Origin of the sequence: Clostridium cadaveris (genome assembly GCF_020911725.1) — a bacterium.
Taxonomy (GTDB): Bacteria; Bacillota; Clostridia; order Clostridiales; family Clostridiaceae; genus Clostridium_X; species Clostridium_X cadaveris.
In genome coordinates this window covers 655,437-673,262 of sequence record NZ_CP076620.1, presented here as the reverse complement: position 1 = coordinate 673,262, position 17,826 = coordinate 655,437, and the positions used below count along the sequence as shown (strand labels likewise).

The 17,826-nt window shown below is 31.6% G+C and carries 19 protein-coding genes; 1 reads left to right on the top strand and 18 read right to left on the bottom strand.

The window, feature by feature from the left end:
* Positions 1-32 precede the first annotated feature (32 nt).
* From rsxE to KQH81_RS17665, 15 genes are all read right to left on the bottom strand, one after another.
* A complete protein-coding gene (rsxE, locus tag KQH81_RS03005) occupies positions 33-704 on the bottom strand; it encodes an electron transport complex subunit RsxE (RefSeq protein WP_051196140.1) in 672 nt (223 codons plus the stop codon).
* Positions 704-1,294: an RnfABCDGE type electron transport complex subunit G gene (locus KQH81_RS03000; protein ID WP_027637527.1), complete on the bottom strand. Its 591-nt coding sequence runs from the start codon at positions 1,292-1,294 to the stop codon at positions 704-706. Before KQH81_RS03000 ends, rsxE begins: the two co-directional genes overlap by 1 nt.
* Positions 1,284-2,222, bottom strand: a complete 939-nt coding sequence (locus KQH81_RS02995; protein WP_035770243.1) for an RnfABCDGE type electron transport complex subunit D — start codon at positions 2,220-2,222, stop codon at positions 1,284-1,286. The genes KQH81_RS03000 and KQH81_RS02995 overlap by 11 nt, the downstream gene beginning before the upstream one ends.
* Positions 2,223-2,320: 98 nt before the next feature.
* Entirely contained in the window at positions 2,321-3,643 is a 1,323-nt protein-coding gene (rsxC, locus tag KQH81_RS02990; RefSeq protein WP_027637529.1) for an electron transport complex subunit RsxC, read from the bottom strand.
* Between the two features lie 140 nt (positions 3,644-3,783).
* The gene (locus KQH81_RS02985) at positions 3,784-4,275 is read right to left on the bottom strand and encodes a Gx transporter family protein (RefSeq protein WP_027637530.1); all 492 of its coding nucleotides are present in this window, start codon (positions 4,273-4,275) and stop codon (positions 3,784-3,786) included.
* Positions 4,276-4,289: 14 nt separating this feature from the next.
* A complete protein-coding gene (locus KQH81_RS02980; RefSeq protein ID WP_027637531.1) occupies positions 4,290-4,670 on the bottom strand; it encodes a NusG domain II-containing protein in 381 nt (126 codons plus the stop codon).
* A complete protein-coding gene (locus tag KQH81_RS02975; RefSeq protein WP_027637532.1) occupies positions 4,654-5,694 on the bottom strand; it encodes an FAD:protein FMN transferase in 1,041 nt (346 codons plus the stop codon). The genes KQH81_RS02980 and KQH81_RS02975 overlap by 17 nt, the downstream gene beginning before the upstream one ends.
* Positions 5,695-5,891: 197 nt before the next feature.
* Positions 5,892-6,830 (bottom strand): transketolase family protein, encoded by a 939-nt coding sequence (locus KQH81_RS02970; RefSeq protein WP_027637533.1) that lies wholly within the window; start codon positions 6,828-6,830, stop codon positions 5,892-5,894.
* On the bottom strand, positions 6,830-7,654 hold the full coding sequence (locus KQH81_RS02965; RefSeq protein ID WP_027637534.1) for a transketolase: 825 nt from the start codon (positions 7,652-7,654) through the stop codon (positions 6,830-6,832). Before KQH81_RS02965 ends, KQH81_RS02970 begins: the two co-directional genes overlap by 1 nt.
* A gap of 184 nt (positions 7,655-7,838) precedes the next feature.
* Entirely contained in the window at positions 7,839-8,189 is a 351-nt protein-coding gene (locus KQH81_RS02960) for a type II toxin-antitoxin system PemK/MazF family toxin (RefSeq protein WP_027637535.1), read from the bottom strand.
* Positions 8,140-8,445, bottom strand: a complete 306-nt coding sequence (locus tag KQH81_RS02955; RefSeq protein ID WP_027637536.1) for a hypothetical protein — start codon at positions 8,443-8,445, stop codon at positions 8,140-8,142. Before KQH81_RS02955 ends, KQH81_RS02960 begins: the two co-directional genes overlap by 50 nt.
* Positions 8,446-8,649: 204 nt before the next feature.
* Positions 8,650-9,810 carry an alanine racemase gene (gene alr, locus KQH81_RS02950; protein WP_230028888.1) on the bottom strand — a complete coding sequence of 387 codons (1,161 nt, stop codon included), beginning with the start codon at positions 9,808-9,810 and terminating at the stop codon, positions 8,650-8,652.
* Between the two features lie 47 nt (positions 9,811-9,857).
* The gene (locus KQH81_RS02945) at positions 9,858-10,505 is read right to left on the bottom strand and encodes a germination lipoprotein GerS-related protein (RefSeq protein ID WP_230028886.1); all 648 of its coding nucleotides are present in this window, start codon (positions 10,503-10,505) and stop codon (positions 9,858-9,860) included.
* Positions 10,506-10,591: 86 nt separating this feature from the next.
* The gene (locus KQH81_RS02940; RefSeq protein ID WP_035770198.1) at positions 10,592-11,905 is read right to left on the bottom strand and encodes an NAD(P)H-hydrate dehydratase; all 1,314 of its coding nucleotides are present in this window, start codon (positions 11,903-11,905) and stop codon (positions 10,592-10,594) included.
* 133 nt (positions 11,906-12,038) lie between these two features.
* Positions 12,039-12,254, bottom strand: coding sequence for a DUF6514 family protein (locus KQH81_RS17665; RefSeq protein ID WP_326839249.1), 216 nt, complete (start codon positions 12,252-12,254; stop codon positions 12,039-12,041).
* A gap of 818 nt (positions 12,255-13,072) precedes the next feature.
* Between KQH81_RS17665 and KQH81_RS02930 the strand changes: the two genes are divergently transcribed.
* The gene (locus KQH81_RS02930) at positions 13,073-14,287 is read left to right on the top strand and encodes an FprA family A-type flavoprotein (protein WP_027637540.1); all 1,215 of its coding nucleotides are present in this window, start codon (positions 13,073-13,075) and stop codon (positions 14,285-14,287) included.
* A gap of 88 nt (positions 14,288-14,375) precedes the next feature.
* Here KQH81_RS02930 and KQH81_RS02925 read toward each other — a convergent pair whose 3' ends face one another.
* The 3 genes from KQH81_RS02925 to KQH81_RS02915 form a co-directional block, all read right to left on the bottom strand.
* Entirely contained in the window at positions 14,376-14,723 is a 348-nt protein-coding gene (locus tag KQH81_RS02925) for a single-stranded DNA-binding protein (RefSeq protein ID WP_027637541.1), read from the bottom strand.
* Between the two features lie 230 nt (positions 14,724-14,953).
* Positions 14,954-15,874 carry an IS1/IS1595 family N-terminal zinc-binding domain-containing protein gene (locus tag KQH81_RS02920; RefSeq protein WP_230028882.1) on the bottom strand — a complete coding sequence of 307 codons (921 nt, stop codon included), beginning with the start codon at positions 15,872-15,874 and terminating at the stop codon, positions 14,954-14,956.
* A 293-nt stretch (positions 15,875-16,167) separates the two neighbouring features.
* Positions 16,168-17,826, bottom strand: a complete 1,659-nt coding sequence (locus KQH81_RS02915) for a putative 2-aminoethylphosphonate ABC transporter permease subunit (RefSeq protein WP_178312051.1) — start codon at positions 17,824-17,826, stop codon at positions 16,168-16,170.

The window sequence follows — 17,826 nt, the reverse complement described above, 5'->3', positions numbered from 1 at the left end:
TCTTTCTATTTGACTTCTAACTATTTTCTACTTTATGCTTCTTTATGCTTTGAACAATGTCCACAATTTCCATCGCAGCCTGCAAATTCAGTAATTCTCTTGTTTTCATTCTTCTTCTTAGCATTTCTGTAATTTAATAAAGCCATTAATATAGCAAGAGTCAAGAAAGCTCCTGGTGCTAAAACCATTATTGTTGCTGGTTCATAAGCAGCTGGTAACACTGTGTAATCAAATATCTTTCCTGTTCCTAAAAGTTCTCTTATTGCTCCAACAACTAAAAGAGCTACTGTAAATCCTAATCCTTGTCCTAATCCATCAAAGATAGAAAGTACTGGACCATTCTTAGAAGCAAATGCTTCTGCTCTTCCAAGTATCATACAGTTAACAACTATAAGAGGTATGAACAATCCTAATGCGCTATATAATGAAGGTACAAAACCTTGTAATAAGAATTGTAACATAGTAACGAAACCTGCTATTACAACTATAAATGCTGGTATACGAATTTCATCTGGTATGAATTTTCTAAGTAGTGATATAACGATGTTTGAACCTATCAATACCACTGTAGCAGCAAGACCCATACCTAGACCATTAATTGCACTAGTAGTAACCGCTAGTGTTGGACACATAGCAAGTACTTGAACAAATATAACATTTTCTGTGATAACACCATTTTTAATACGCTCTAAAGGAGAATACATTATTTATTACCTCCTTGTAAATTTTCTTTGTAGAATTTGATTGCATCATTAACTCCATTAGTTACTCCTTTTGAAGTTATTGTTGCACCTGTGATAGCTTTAATTTGACTATCATTTCCTTCAGTCTTTACAACTTCTATATCTTTGTCTATAGACTTTCCTGCATATTGTCCGTAGAACTCAGGATTTTTACAGTTTGCACCAAGACCTGCAGTTTCTGATTGAGAAAGTATTTGTATTCCTGCAAGTTTTCCTGCTTTATCTATTCCAACTATAAGTTGAATTTGTCCGCCATATCCTTTGCTTGCTACTTTTATAGCATATCCAACAGATTCGCTTCCTTTTTTACCTTCATTTACTTCTAAAACAGTTTCAGTTAAGTTTACTTCTTTTTTAGAGAAACTATCAGCATCAGTAAGCAATGCTTTCATGGCATTTTCATTAGCTAACTTTTCTTGGTTAGCTATAGAATCTTTAGTTACATTGTAAACAAGACCTAAAATTAATCCAGCTATAGCTGTTATAATTAAAAGTATTAATCCTAATTGAACTATACTTTTTTCTTTTTTTATTTCAACTTTATTTTCCATGTTTTTTCGCCTCCCCAAAAGTTCTAGGAGTTGCAAACTTATCTATTAGTGGAACACATAAATTCATTATTAATATTGAATAAGAAACACCTTCTGGGTATCCACCTATAGTACGAATTATAGTTGCAATTATACCACATCCTAATGCGAATATAACTTGTCCCTTTTTAGTCATTGGTGTAGTTGTATAATCTGTAGCCATGAATATAGCTCCAAGCATTAATCCACCAGTGAAAATTTCGTATATTCCATTTCCAGTCATAAATCCATTTCTTCCAATGACAGTAGTTAATATTGCAACTGTTCCTATATAAACCACTGGTATTTCCCAAGAAATAACTCTTCTATATAATAAATATATAAACCCTATTAAAAGTGCTAATGCAGAAGTTTCACCTATACATCCTCCGATGTTTCCAATGAAAGCTTGTGATAAAGTTGGAAGAGTGCCTTCTCCAGCTTTTAATATTGCAAGTGGAGTTGCTGTTGTTGCTCCATCAAGAGTCCAAGTAGTCATTGCTATAGGCCATGATGCAAGTAAGAAAGCTCTTCCTGCTAAAGCTGGGTTTACTATGTTTTGTCCAATTCCACCGAATAATTGTTTTACGATTAGAACTGCAAAAACACTACCTACTGCAACCATCCAAAGTGGCATAGTTGGAGGAACGTTAAATGCTAAAAGTAATCCTGTTACTGCTGCACTTAAATCTCCTACAGTTATATCTTTATGTGTTAATCTTTGCCATAAATACTCTGATAAAACTGCTGCTGCTACTGCTACTATCATAACCAAAGCAGCTCTCATTTTAAAGAAGTATATTCCAGCTAAAGCTGCTGGTAATAATGCTATTAAAACATCCCTCATAATAGTCTGCACAGACTCATTAGTTCTAATATGTGGTGATGAAGATAATGTAAGCATTGGCATCTTCACCTTTCCACTATTGCCAGTTTGTCCTGCAGTTTTTTGGGATACTGTTGCGCTTGTTTCGCTCATTATAAAAGTCACCCCTTAGTCTATTTTTCTTATTTCTTTCTCTTATTTGCTAAAACTGCACGCTTAGCAACACGTATTGATTGAAGTATGTTCTTCTTTGCAGGACATACAAATGTACAACATCCACATTCTATACAGTCTAATCCGTGGAAGTTTTCAAATTCTTCTAATTCATTTCTTTGAGATAAACTTTGAAGCTTAGTTGGTAGAAGATTCATTGGACATGCTTCTACACACTTTCCACATCTTATACAGTTTGAAGTGTCTGGTAATACTGCCATATCCTTTGTAAGAGCTAATATTCCTGATGTTCCTTTTGTAACTGGAATTTCTATAGTGCTTATAGTCATTCCCATCATAGGACCACCAGATATAACTTTAACTGGATCTTCCTTAAATCCACCACATGCCTCTTCAATTAATTCTTGTACTGAAGTTCCAAGCTTAACTTTAAGGTTCTTTGGCTCTCTTATAGCTTCTCCTGTTACAGTTACTATTCTTTCTATAAGTGGCTCACATTGAACTACACTCTTATAAATTTGATATACCGTACCTACGTTTTGAACTATACATGAAACGTCAGCTGGAAGTTTTCCTGATGGTACTTCTCTCTTAGTTACAGCATAGATTAATTGCTTTTCAGCACCTTGTGGGTACTTAGTCTTTAATGCTTTAACTTCTATTCTGCTTTCATTAGCAGTAAGCTTGTTCATAGCTGCAATAGCATCTGGCTTATTGTTTTCTATTCCAATATAACCTTTTGCTTGAGGGAATAATTTTAATATAATTTTTAGACCTTCAACGATCTTTTCTCCCTCTTCAAGCATTAATCTGTGGTCACAAGTTAAGTAAGGTTCACACTCTGCAGCATTTATTATTATGCTGTCAATAGTCTTGTCCTTAGGTGGAGTTAACTTAACATGAGTTGGGAATGTTGCTCCTCCCATACCTACGATACCAGCTTCTTTAATGATTGATACTATCTCTTCATTTGAAAGCTTTTCGTAATCTCTTTCTTCAGCCTTTTCAACTGCTTCGTAAAGGTTATCGTTTTCTACGATAATAGACATAGCCTTTGTTCCCATTGATGTCATTCTTGGTTCAACATTTTTTACTGTACCGGAAACACTGCTATAAATTGGAGCTGAGACAAAACCGCCAGCTTCACCAATTTTTTGACCTACTAATACTCTATCTCCTTTTTTTACAAGAGCTGTACATGGTGCTCCTATATGCTGAGATAAAGGAAATACTAAGTCACCTTTAGGAAGATACTCTTCTATAGGCTTCTTCTCTGTTAAGTGCTTTCCATGAGGTGGATGAACACCTTTTTTAAAAGTTAACAGTTCCATTGTATTACTTCCTTTCTTCTTTTATGTTTTGAAAAGTTTTAAAATAATTTTTTTAAATTTATTATAAATTTTAAAATATTTATCTTACTTATTATAAAACAATCTTTATTAGGTTTCCAGTAGTTTTGAAAAAAAGAACTTTATTGTATTAATTTTCTTTTTTTTAAATTATAACAGACAATCCCTGTAAAATAACCGGTTATGACAGCTGCTATCATAAGTACTGGAAGATATATATACATCCTAAAGTCTCCAATGACAATTGACGCAATTAAAAGCTGACCTATATTGTGAAATATAGCTCCAGCTATGCTTAGCCAAGGAATACTTATGTCATCCTTAAAATAATTATATAAAAGAATCATTGAAATATTGCTCAAAAGACCTCCTGCTAAGCTAAAAAGAAATCCAAATATATTTCCTCCAAAAATAGAACCTATAATCGTTCTTAGTATCATTATTGTTATAGCTTCTTTTCCTCCAAAAGTCACAAGGACAAATAATGATACAGCATTAGCTAGTCCCAGTTTAATCCCTGGAAATATAACTGGTATTCGTGCTTCAATAACATGCACTATTAAAGCTATACCTAATAGCATACTGAGGTACAATAATTTATTTACTTTTTTCATATTCTGCACCAACCTTAGTAAGTTGCTCCATCGATTTCATCCTGGATACCTGATATCTTTATATAAGTTTTATGTGGAATACAAACTGCCATTTCTCCTTTTTTAGAAAGCCACCCTGTTTTCACACAGACATCATCTTTACAGTTTGCTTCTTCAAATCTAATTCTTCCCTTTTCAACTAGAATAACATTGTATTCATCATCTCCAACGGTAATTTTTTTTGGTTTATCTACAGCTTGTAGGTCTATGGTATCTATCAGTTTTCCATCCTTGTACACTTCCGCCTTTAGACGATCCGTACTGCTATCCTTAAAAAAATAATAGGCTATGGAAGCTATACTTGCTATAAATACAGTTATCGTCAGCATCAAGACAAATTTATCTCCACGCTTCATGTGAATACTCCTTATTAGTTATATTAAAATTACTCTCATTTATGCCTGATGATGTGTAAATCTTGTTATCATCAGTTACAATAATAGCCTCTACTCCACCTATTGATTCTATAAGCTGCATAGCTTTTTCTACTCCAATAACATAAGTAGCAGTAGAAAGGGCATCTCCATCTATAGATTTATCAGATATTATTGTAGAACTTATTATTCCATTTTCTGATGGATATCCTGTACTTGGATCCATTATGTGATGATATCTCTTACCATCTTTTTCAAAGTATCTCTCATAATTTCCTGAAGTAACAACAGATTTATCCTTCACTTTTACAACTCCAAAGTATTCTCCTTGAGTCTTTTTAGGGTCTTGAATTCCTATATTTAAAACTTCTTTTCCATCTTTGCTACCGTAAACATAGAGATTCCCACCTAAATTTATCATAGCACTATCTATTTTATACTTTTTCAATATATTTACAAGTTCATCTGCAGCATATCCTTTGGCTATACCGCCTAAATCTATGGCCATTCCTTTTTCTTTAAGGTATATAGTCTTTTTTTCTTTATTTATCTCTATATTTCTATAGTCAACTTTTTTTAATGCTTCATCTATCTCCGATTTTTCTGGAACTCTCTCATTTTCAGTTCCTATTGCCCATAAAGCATCAACTGGTCTTATTGATATATCAAATCTTGATTTACTAAGCTCTCCATAATAAATCCCTCTTTCAATTACTTCAAATATGGAATCGCTTACTATTACGGGTTTAATACCTGCTTCTTTATTTATTTGGGATATTTCACTATCTCCTATATTAAGAGACATACTTTTCTCTATTTCATCAATCCTTTTTACAGACTCTTCAATAGCTTTCTCTCCATCTTTTCCATAATATTTTAGACTTATAATGGTTCCCATCATAAAAGCTTCTTTTGAATATTCCTTTTTCCCTACGCTACACCCGGCTAGTGGCAGTAAAACTATTAAGATTAAAATTAAGCTTATAAATTTACATGTTTTCTTCATAATTTTCTATAACCACCCTTAAAATTACTTTTTTCTCACGTTAAGAGTTATTTCTTATCATATTATACAATATTTTTTTTCTCATATCCATATATTATAACATATTTTTTGAAAATTCTATAACAAGAAAATAAAGCCTAAGAACCAATTTAAGCGATTCTTAGGCCATTAATTACATATATTTCTATATTTCCATACTATTTTATAGCTAATCCTCTTTTTACTACTTTAACTATATCATTTGCAGTTAATTCGTAAGCTTTTAATAATTCAGCTGGCTTTCCACTTTCTCCAAAAGTATCTTTAACTCCTACTTTTAGAACTGGAACAGGATGATTTTCACATATAACTTCACTTACGGCACTTCCAAGACCACCGATTATAGAGTGCTCTTCTGCAGTTACAATCAAACCAGTTTCTCTTGCAGCAGCAACTATAGCTTCTGTATCTATTGGCTTAATTGTATGTATGTTTATAACTTTAACCTTTATTCCTTCTTCTGCTAACATATTGTAAGCTTCAAGAGCTGCATCTACCATTATACCTGTAGCTACAATTGTTGCTTCTTTACCTTCTCTTAGAGTAACAGCTTTACCTATTTCGAATTTGTATCCTTCAAAATCACTTACAGTATTTACTGCTGCTCTTCCAAGTCTAACATAGCAAGGTCCATTTAGTTCAGAAATAGCCTTTATAGCTGCTGTTGTTTCTATATCATCTGCTGGACATAATACTGTCATTCCTGGTATTGTTCTCATTAAAGCTATATCTTCTATTGATTGGTGAGTTGCTCCATCTTCCCCAACAGTTAATCCTGCATGAGTAGCACATATTTTTACGTTTAAATGAGGATATCCTATAGAGTTTCTGATTTGCTCAAAAGCTCTTCCTGCAGCAAACATAGCAAAAGTACTTACAAATGGAATTTTTCCACAAGTAGACATACCGGCTGCTACTGACATCATGTTAGCTTCTGCAATACCCATGTTGAAGAATCTTTCTGGATATTCTCCTTTAAAGTCCGCTGTCTTTGTTGATTTTGATAAATCAGCATCCATTACAACTACGTTCTTATTTTCTCCGCCTAGTTCTTTTAATGCTTTTCCATAAGCCTCTCTAGTAGCCATCTTTGCCATTAGTTTTCACCTCCGATTTCTTTTATAGCAATTTCACATTGCTCTTTGCTTGGAGCTGTTCCATGCCATCCAGCTTGATTCTCCATAAATGATACTCCCTTACCTTTTACAGTATGACACACTACTGCTGTTGGCTGTCCCTTAGTGTTCTTGGCTTCATCTATAGCATTTTGTACCGCTTCTAAATCATGTCCGTCTATCTCTATAACATGCCATCCGAAAGCTTTAAACTTTTGGTCTATTGGACCTGGGTTCATTACATCTTCACATTTCCCATCTATTTGTAATCCGTTTGAGTCAATAAATGCTGTTAAATTGTCAAGTTTGTAGTGAGCTGCACACATTGCCGCTTCCCAAACTTGACCTTCTTCAAGCTCTCCGTCTCCTAATAAAGAATATACTCTATAAGCTTTACCATCACATTTTCCAGCTAGCGCCATTCCTACAGCTGTAGAAATTCCCTGACCCAATGATCCTGTTGACATATCAACTCCAGGAACATCGTTCATATTTGGGTGTCCTTGAAGCATAGTTCCAATTTTTCTTAATGTGTGAAGTTCATCAACATTGAAGAAACCTCTTCTTGCTAAAGCACTGTATAGTACTGGAGCTGCATGACCTTTAGATAGTACAAATCTATCTCTCTCTGGGTCTCTTGGCTTTTCTGGATTGATATTCATCTCATTAAAATATAATGTTGTTAAAATCTCTACTGCTGAAAGAGATCCACCTGGGTGACCAGATGCCGATTCAGTTAGCATTGTAACTATATCTTTTCTTATTACCTTTGCTATTTCTTGTAATTCATTAATGTTCTTTTTCACAGCAAACACCTCCTAAGTTTTTGATAATACATAGTTATCATATTTTAAAATAATTTACTAGTTTTTTTCAATATGTAGTAAAGTTATTTTTTACCCATCTAATATTCTACCACAAAATTATAACTCAAATACAAAAAAAGTGCCAAGAAATATTTCTTGACACTTTGTTACGGTATTTTTATCTTCATAGACCTACGCTTATTAAAAGAGCTTTATCTACTTTTTCCATATCACTATCGGTCATATGTCCTATTTTCTCTTTTAATCTTCGCTTATCTAGGGTACGTATTTGTTCTAGTAAAACTACTGAATCTTTGTTTAATCCATATTCTTCAGAAGATATCTCCACATGGGTCGGTAATTTTGCTTTGTTGATTTGAGACGTTATAGCTCCAACAATAACCGTTGGACTGTATTTGTTTCCCACATCATTCTGCAATATGATAACTGGCCTTATGCCTCCCTGTTCAGAACCGACAACGGGGCTAAGGTCTGCATAAAAGATATCTCCCCTTTTCACCACCATCATTGCCATTAAATATATCACTCTCCGAAAGCCATGACTCATATTTTATACATTCTTCTAACTCATAAGTACAGCTTATTTCTGAAAACTCTAAATTTATAGAAGCCATCTCTGCGTATCCGCGTTTTAAGTCTTCTGCTTCATATTTTTTATCGTCTATATATACTATTAATCTATCATTGAAAAATTGATTGTTTTTTTTATTATTGACTTTGTTTTTTTGTTTATCAGAGAGGTTTTTTCTTCCTACCTTTGAATACGACATTTTAATACATTACCCCCTATATTCCTTAGCGAAAATATGTATATTACAATTATATTGCTTTTTTTGTCAGTATGTCAAAGACTTTAGGAAATTTTCCACGAATATTAATTTTTTTTGTATTCTATACATAAGATTAATCATATATCAATATCTTTGAAGAGATTCGTGTAGAATTACATTATTAATGCACTTATTCATGACTAATTATACATAATTTCTAACCTTTACTATCTCTCTGTCCCTTATGTATACTCTTGGAACTCTCTTGCTTATCATGCATATCACTTCATAACTTATTGTCCCTATTATTTCTGCCATGTCTTCTGCATCAAACTTCACACCATTTTGTTCTCCAAGTAGTATTACTTCGTCTCCTTCTTTAACTTGTCCAATGTCTGTTACATCAACCATGCATTGATCCATACATATAGATCCCACAACTGGCGCTAACTGACCATTGATTATAACTTTAGCCTTGTTTAGCATCTGCCTTGAATATCCATCTGCATACCCTATAGGAATGGTTGCAATTATACTCTCGCGTTCCGTATAAAATTTTCTTCCGTAACTTATGTATTCTCCTTTAGGCAGGGTCTTAACATATGAAATATTTGCTTTTAATGTAAGTACCCTTTTTAAATCTAGCTTCTCTCTATTTACCTCATAAGATGGATAATATCCGTATAACAAAATTCCTGGTCTAACTCCATCAAAGTATGCATCTGGCATATCTATTATAGCAGCACTATTAGCTATATGTTTTTTTCCTACATTTACCCCTCTTTTTTCTAAAGCATCACAGAACCAGTTGAATTTTTCCATCTGCTCTAATGTGTAACTCTTATCTGCTTCGTCAGCTGTTGCAAAATGAGTAAATATAGCATCTATATCTACATTAGGAAGTTTACTCAAAGCTTCTATTTCATTTAGTCCCTGATTTGTAGGTAAAAAACCTATTCTCCCCATTCCTGTATCCACTGCAACATGTATTTTTACTCTCTTATTTAGAGATTGTGCTTCTTTTGACAATTCAGCAGCACACTCATAGGTGTACACTGTTTGTTCTATATCGTTTCTTATAAGCTCTTTGGCAAAGCTTAAAGGAGTGTATCCCAATATTACTATAGGAGTATCTATACCACTATCTCTAAGTTCTAATGCTTCTGTTATTACTGCTACTCCAAGCTTTGTTGCGCCTCCATTTATTAAAGTTCTGGCAACATCTAAAGCTCCGTGTCCATATGCATCTGCCTTAAGTACTGCAATTATTTCTTTTCCCTTGCATAGTTTAGCGATTTCTTTCATATTATGCTCTAAATTATCTAAATCTATTTCTGCCCAAGTAGGCCTTATGTTATCAATCACTTATAGTTCCTCCTCATTACCTATGCCGTCAAACCTTTTTTCTTACGTTACTCCTGGAATGCTTCCTTTTCCATGGCTTCATTTGCTACAAAATCGTTAAATCTTATTTCTACCCTCTCTTCCCCCTTTAAATCATAAATTTTCTCTACCTCTGGTTTCAAAGTTAGAGAATTCATATATAATACCCCTTTTGCAATATTTCTATTAGTGCTTGGGATTATAAACTCAATAACTACGTAATGCTTATCGCTTTCTTCATCATCTTCAGCATAAACTTTACTTTCAGGGTGACTTGTCAAATCTACTATTTCATTTAGAAAAGTATATTTGTAAATCTCATCAAACTCTTTTATTACCTCATATTTCTTTCCAGCCTTTTTATCTTCTACATATATATAGTCGCCTTTATATATATTAACCCTATCTTCTCCTAAATCTAGTCTATACCCTTCATCTTTCATATAATAATGCTTAGCTGAGTACTTATCTTGATCTTTTTCATTTTTAAATGTGTATTCCACATCACAAGTATAGTTCTTAAGGTTTTGTATATATTTTACGACTTTCTTTTCTGGCTGGACTATTTCTTTACATCCTCCAAAACATAAGATGGTGCAAAGAAGTAATACAATAGATATTATTTTTTTCATAGCGCTCCTTAAATCAACATTAATTACATTACTACTAATATTCACGTCAATTTAATTTTATTCATATTTTTCTTTCAGCGGCTATTTAAAATATTGTTCAAGATATTATTCTTACTAAATCTCAAGAATAATTAAGTTTGATGATTTTTAAGGGCTAACTCTTTCATAACACATGGTATCATTTCTATAATATCTCTAGCCAACAGTGAATACATATTTTCGCTAAGTATATCTCCTGCTTTTCCATGGATATATGCTCCGCTCACTGTTCCATCTAAAGTGCTAAGTCCTTGACCTATGAGAGCACTTATAAGTCCTGTAAGTGTATCTCCCATACCACCTGATGCCATGGAACTATTTCCTGTAGGATTTATGAAGGTTTTACAGCCATCAGTTACAATTGTATTTTTACCTTTCAATAGCACTACTATGCCATAATTTCTAGCAAACTCTTCTGCTACTTCTCTTCTGTGTTCTTCTATATATTTTATCGAAAGCTTTGTAATTCTAGACATTTCACCTAAATGAGGCGTTATAACTATACTACAATTACTATTTTTTAAAAGATCCAAATTATTTTGGAGACAATTGATTCCATCTGCATCTATAACAACTGGACATTTAGCTTTATTTAAGACCATACTAACTACTTTAAATGTGAATTCATCATTATCCATTCCAGGTCCTATAGCAATTGTATCGGCCTTCTCTATGAGTCTAATAAATTTTTCTTCATCTTCAACAGCTGATGTCATAGCTTCATTAAGTTTTACTGCCATTACATCCATAACCTCTTTACGTGTTGCTAATGTTACAAGTCCTCCACCACTCCTAAGAGCTGCCTCAGCGCTAAGATAAGCAGCTCCTGTGAACCCTTTAGATCCCGCTACTATGAGTATTCTTCCATAATCGCCTTTATGTCCGTCTTCTTTTCTTATAGGAATCATTGATGATATGAATTTTTCATATCTTTCTTCCTCTTCAAAACAATTCTTATTTAAACTTCTATTTTGAATATCAGATATGTTTCTATTACTATAACATTTTCCCACTGTACTCATATTTTTTATAGAGCCACATCCTTCTAGGATTGCAAAAGCTGTGGCTCTCTCTCTATCGTGTGATAAAGACAACTTTATTGATTGATACCTCAGCTCTTCAGCTCTTTTAAGAGCTCCTTCATAAAGCACTACATACGGTTTTCCTAATTCATCTCTGAGAATTTCAATATCTCTAAATCCAAAGCCTCTAAATCCAGTGCCTAATGCCTTACTTACAGCTTCTTTACCACTAAAAGAAGCTGCCACAGTCTCTTCTTTAAAATTTCTTTCTTTTATGTATTCTAATTCTTTATATGTAAATATCTTATCCATAAATCCCTTTTGATTCATGGCTTTTTTTATTCTGCTTATTTCTATTATATCTACTCCATTTCCCAGTATCATAAATCTACTCTCCTATACATTCCAATATACCTTATATTATAACGTTTAATTATCCTATATAAACCCTTACATTAAATTGTATCATATTTATAAAGGGCATAGCTAAAGCTATACCCTTATTTTCAACATCATATTAATTTGTAGCTAATTCTAGTTCACATCTATCAAAATCTGAAACGTATTCATCTATATATTCTCCTAATACATCAATTAAATGTATAGGGGATACTACATTATCATATAATAAGTTCAATAAATTTTTAACTTTATATCTTTGGGGACTTATAGATTCTATAAATTCTCTCTCCACATTGATAAGTACACCATTACAAAAATCCTGTCTTTCCACTTCAATTCCATAAGCTTGTATTTCTATACGCTCTCCACTAGAATCTAGAACCTTAAGTTTTTTGTTAATCTATAACTATAGATTAAACTTTTTTCCTCTAAAGATTCTGTACGATTCATTTGTTCTACTACTAACATAAAAAAACTCCCCCTCATTTCTGCTTCATACGAACTTTATAAGACTTTAAGAATATGATAACATTAACACAAAAAAAAATATGTCATTATATGAATGCTTAAATATTTTTTTATCTTTTTTAACCGACACTAAAATATTTTTTCTTTTATATAATAGTGTATTTTCAAAACCCTTTTACCTTTTTATGTAAATTAACTCAATGAATTTTGTCGTTTCAGTGGCATTATTATCAATTCATAACTACATATTTTTAGAACTCTCCACATAATCTCAACACTTTTTCAACAGTTTTCACACCAATATCAACACTTTACTAACATAATATCAACATTTTTTCTTCATTACATGTTGATAACCCACATCGACATTTTAATTTCCTCACAGCTTATCAACATTAATATAGTAATAAAACACACATAATCAACAGCTTATCCACACTATATTTTGTATTTAATTTTAAAATAGTCGTTTTTTGCAACATAATCCACAAATTTTTAAAGAAAACGACTTCATATGTTGAAATAAATTTTATTAATTGATAATATATATTAGTACTTTTGTTTCAAAAATTATAATTCTTTATTGAGCATTTGATACATATTGTTTAAAATATATTTAAAGAAGCAAACTATATTTAACTGCATTTGGAAAAATCTTTTTGTAGAAAGGGTATGAAAATAATGAAATCTGTTGAAGTAAAAAAAGATATATTTTGGGTAGGAGCTTTAGATCCCGGCTTAAGAGTATTCGATATAATTATGTATACTCCTTATGGAACATCTTATAATTCATATGTTGTACAAGGAAGCGAAAAAATCGCTATTTTTGAAACTGTAAAAGAAGAATTTTTTGATCAATATATTGAGAGACTAAATTCTTTAAACATCAATATTTCTGATATAGACTATATAGTAGTAGATCATACTGAACCAGACCATGCTGGTAGTGTAAGTAAAATTCTAGATTTAGCTCCTAATGCTAAAGTTGTTGGCTCAAATTGCGCTATTCAATATTTAAATCATATAATAAACAAACCTTTTGAACATATAGTTGCCAAAGACGGCACCAGCCTAAGCCTTGGAAATAAAACATTAAAATTTATATCAGCTCCATTTTTACATTGGCCAGATTCAATGTATACTTATATACCTGAAGATTCGCTTCTTATAACATGTGATTCTTTTGGAAGTCACTATAGCGAAGAAAATATGTTTAATGACCTTGTTAAAAATGAAAAAGATTATATGGATGCTTTAAAATATTACTACGACTGCATATTTGGACCATTTAAACCTTATGTATTAAAGGCTATAGATAAAATTAAAGATCTTTCCATAGATACAGTATGTCCTGGACACGGTCCTATACTAAGAGAAAATCCTTGGAAGATCATAAATATTTATAAAGAGTGGAGTACACCATCCCCAATTCCATCCATCCCTAATATAACTATTTCTTATGTTTCAGCTTATGGTTATACTAAGCAGCTTGCTGAAGAAATAGCTAAGGGAATTTCATCTAAAGGTGATTTTGAAATAAAATTATTTGATCTAGTTTCTTCATCTCAAGACGAAATTCTAGAGAGCATAAATAAATCTGATGGAATATTATTTGGTTCTCCAACTATTAACTGCGATTTACTAGAACCAATTAGAGATTTAATGACAAAGCTTAATCCTGTAGTGCATGGAAAGAGAGTTGCCGGAGCTTTTGGTTCCTATGGATGGAGCGGCGAAGCTGTTCCTAATATGGAAAATAGACTTAAAGAACTTAGAATGGACTTACTTCTTCCAAGTTTAAAAATAAAATTCAAACCATCTTCAGAAGAATTGACTTCCGCATTTAATTTCGGCGAACTATTTGCTGATAAAGTGCTAGCAAAAAGACATAAATAATATTTTCATAAAATCAAAAACCGACTAGGATATGCCTAATCGGTTTTTATTTCATTTTGTGCATGAGTTGAATAAACACTTATATTTCTTATGCTTCTTTTTTTTCTGAAATTTTCTTAGGAGATTCTGAAAACTTAAAGTCTTCAGCTACCACTTCATATACATATTTTTTATTTCCGTCTTTATCATCATAACTGTCTGTTCTAAGCCTTCCACTTACAGTGACAAGACTTCCTTTTTTTAGGTTCGAACAAATAAGCTCAGCTCTTTTACCCCAAACTGTCACTGGAATAAAGTCTGCTTTTCTATCTCCATTTGTCTCTCTATAATTTCTTTCTACAGCAATGATAAATCTTGTTGATATTTTCTCTCCTTCATTAAAAATTCTTAATTCTGGATCCTTAACCAACCTTCCAACTAATAATATCTTATTCATCCTAATTCCTCCACAAAATAAATATATAATATAGGTTCATCAACTCTTCTTGAATTCTAACCATTTTAAAACCAATTATTCACTTAAATAAAATAAATTTATCTTTCCCTATATTATTCTAAAACCCATTCATTAATCTCTGGTGCAGTCACTTTACTTCTTTGCTATGTAGTTTTTTTAATTAACGGTTGTTAATTGAAGAAACTACATAGCAATATAAAAAAATCAACTTAAATTCCTACTATTTCGCCTCTTAAATTTACTTTAGATATTTCAAAAAATCTTATTTTATATCTATTTTTCATTATAGCCTTAAGAAACATATTTTCTTTGCAACCGCTATATTGAATCCACATAAACCATTTGCTATAAAATGATAAATATTTTGTAGATATTCCATTCATTTTTCTTATAAATTTTTTAAAATTATCAGATTGTTTCAAAGCTAAATTCTCTTTAGGACATTCATCCGAAATTTTATTAGTGTCAACACCAAATGCATATCTTTTAGCAATAACTTTTTTATAATTAGCAGAAATATTATATCTTCCTGGATTCATAGTTGCTATTATAGTTCCTTCAGTAACTCTTGGCATTAAATATCTTCTTATATTAGGTATGTCTATTCTTTCTGCCACTGGTATTATATCTCTATGATATGCAGAATCAACACAACTAAATAATTTTACGCTAGGTACAAATTTATTCAAAATCCACCTAGGTCTTCTCCACTTTATATTCTTATTTTTATGATTTCCTTTATTATTAATCGGAAGAATCAATTCATTAATTTGAAGTACTTTTGAAAATCTTTGATTTGAATTTTCCGGTGTTAATGATGCTAAAAGCTTATGTCTCCAGTAAAAAGAGGTCGTCAAACATAATTTACTAGCTTTAGCCCCTTCATCCAAAGTAGCTTTTTGATTTAATAAAACTATATAATTTGCCCATGATTCTATTGGCTTTTTGCTATAACTCATGGGAGATGATGTGAATTGAGAAAAACATTTTTTACATTGCTTACAACGATATCGTTGTCTTCCTATATTACTTTTTCCATATTTTATAATTGATTCGCTAGAACAATGAGGACATTTGCTTAAAGTGGTAGTATATAGCATATTTATAATTGTTTTAACAGCCTCTATCATACTTTTCACCTCTAAACTAAAAACGTTATTTTAATTATTGTCATTAATTTAGAGATTTAATCACTTTATTCGAATATTAGTTCGCATTTTTTAATTTTTATAATATCTTACCAACCGTTTATTAATAAATAAACATAGCCAGTTTTTATGTTATCTATGAATGAAGGAAAAATAGGTTTAGATAAATGTATTTTCTGTACCTAAAAAATAACTTTTCCTAATATCCTTCGTACATGTCGGACACACAAAAAATAACCCCTCTAAAATTAGAGGGATTCAAATTATTCTTTAAATTACTTATTCATTTTTTCAATTATCTTATCAAAAATAGCTTTAAATATAATATTTGTAAATATGATTAGAACTGCCATAGCTGCTGCAGCTGCTACTTCACCTATATCATATTTATTAATCATATCTATTGCTGCTAACTTCGTATCAAATGCATATAAGAATATTACAGCCGATATAGTCATCATAGAATTTACAAAGTAATACGAAAAACTTTCTAATATTGAAGGCATTGACATTGGAATTATAACATTTGAAAGTACTTTGTACCATGGAACTCCCATAGATTCAGAAACATTTTCATATTCCATATCTATCTTCTTCATAGAAGTTGTTATAGTCATATATGGTACTGATAAGAAGTGTATTATATTTGCAAGAACTATTATTGTTATAGTCCCGTATATCCCATTTAGAGGATTATTTGCCTTGTTGAAAAATAATATATATGATAGACCAACCACAAGTCCTGGTAATGCTAATGGCATAGTACATAAGAAAGATAATGCCTTTTTCATCTTTCCGAAACCTCTTCCTCTATTAGTTAAATAAGAGGTTATTAAAACAAGTACTGTTCCTATTATAGCACTCATAAGAGCCGTATAAATAGTATTATAATAAATCTCAAATGTGCTTATTCCATAGGTCTTGACTTTAAACCAATCTAGCGTAAATGATAAGTCATATGGCCATTGTTTTACAAAAGCAGCAAAAATTATTGTTCCAAATATCATAATGATTATTAAAGCAATTATATATGTAAAACTTCCAAATATAATATCTCTTTTTTTGTCTTTTTTCGTAACATATTCAACCGCTTTAGAGTCTACCGTACTATTCTTCTTATTTAATCTTTGATCCACTATAAAAGCTATTACAGATGGAATTAAAAGAAGTATTCCTACTGTCGCTCCCATAGTGATATTTTGCTGTCCTATAACTTGTTTATATATATCTGTTGCCAAAAGATTGTAGCTTCCTCCAACAACTTTTGGTGCTCCAAAGTCTGTAAAAGCCATAGTAAATGCTCCAAAAAAAGCACTTACCATAGTATATTTAACACTAGGAATGGTTATTGTGAAAAATTGTTTTACTTTGGTTGTTCCCATAACTTCTGCTGCTTCATAAAGTCTATTATCTGTAAGCTTTAAAGCTACTCTAAACATCATAAAAATTGATGGAAAAATATATATACTTTCCGCAAATATTATTCCCCACATTCCATATAGAGGAAACTCAAAAGCTAGTGACGATAGTTTTCCAAAGAACCCTGTTGTTATTATTCCTTGAGCTCCAAATAAATATATTAATGCTATACCATGAGTCATTGTCGGTGCAAACAAAGGTAAAAGTGCAATCCATTTTAAAAAACCTTTCCCTTTAACATTAGTTCTTTCCAATGCATATGCATATAAAAATGCTAGCACAATGACTATTGCCGTAGATATTAATGCAATTGTAAAACTATGCTTTATAGAACTCACTAATGCTGGCGTCTTTAAATATTCACTAAAATTTGCAAAACCTATAAAATCCCCTTCATTATAAAAAGCTTCTTTAAACAAGTTCACTATAGGAAAAAGTAAAGTTACCATTAAAAATGATATTATTATAACAATTAATGATATTCTGGTCGAATCTGATTTATTTATTTTTTTCAT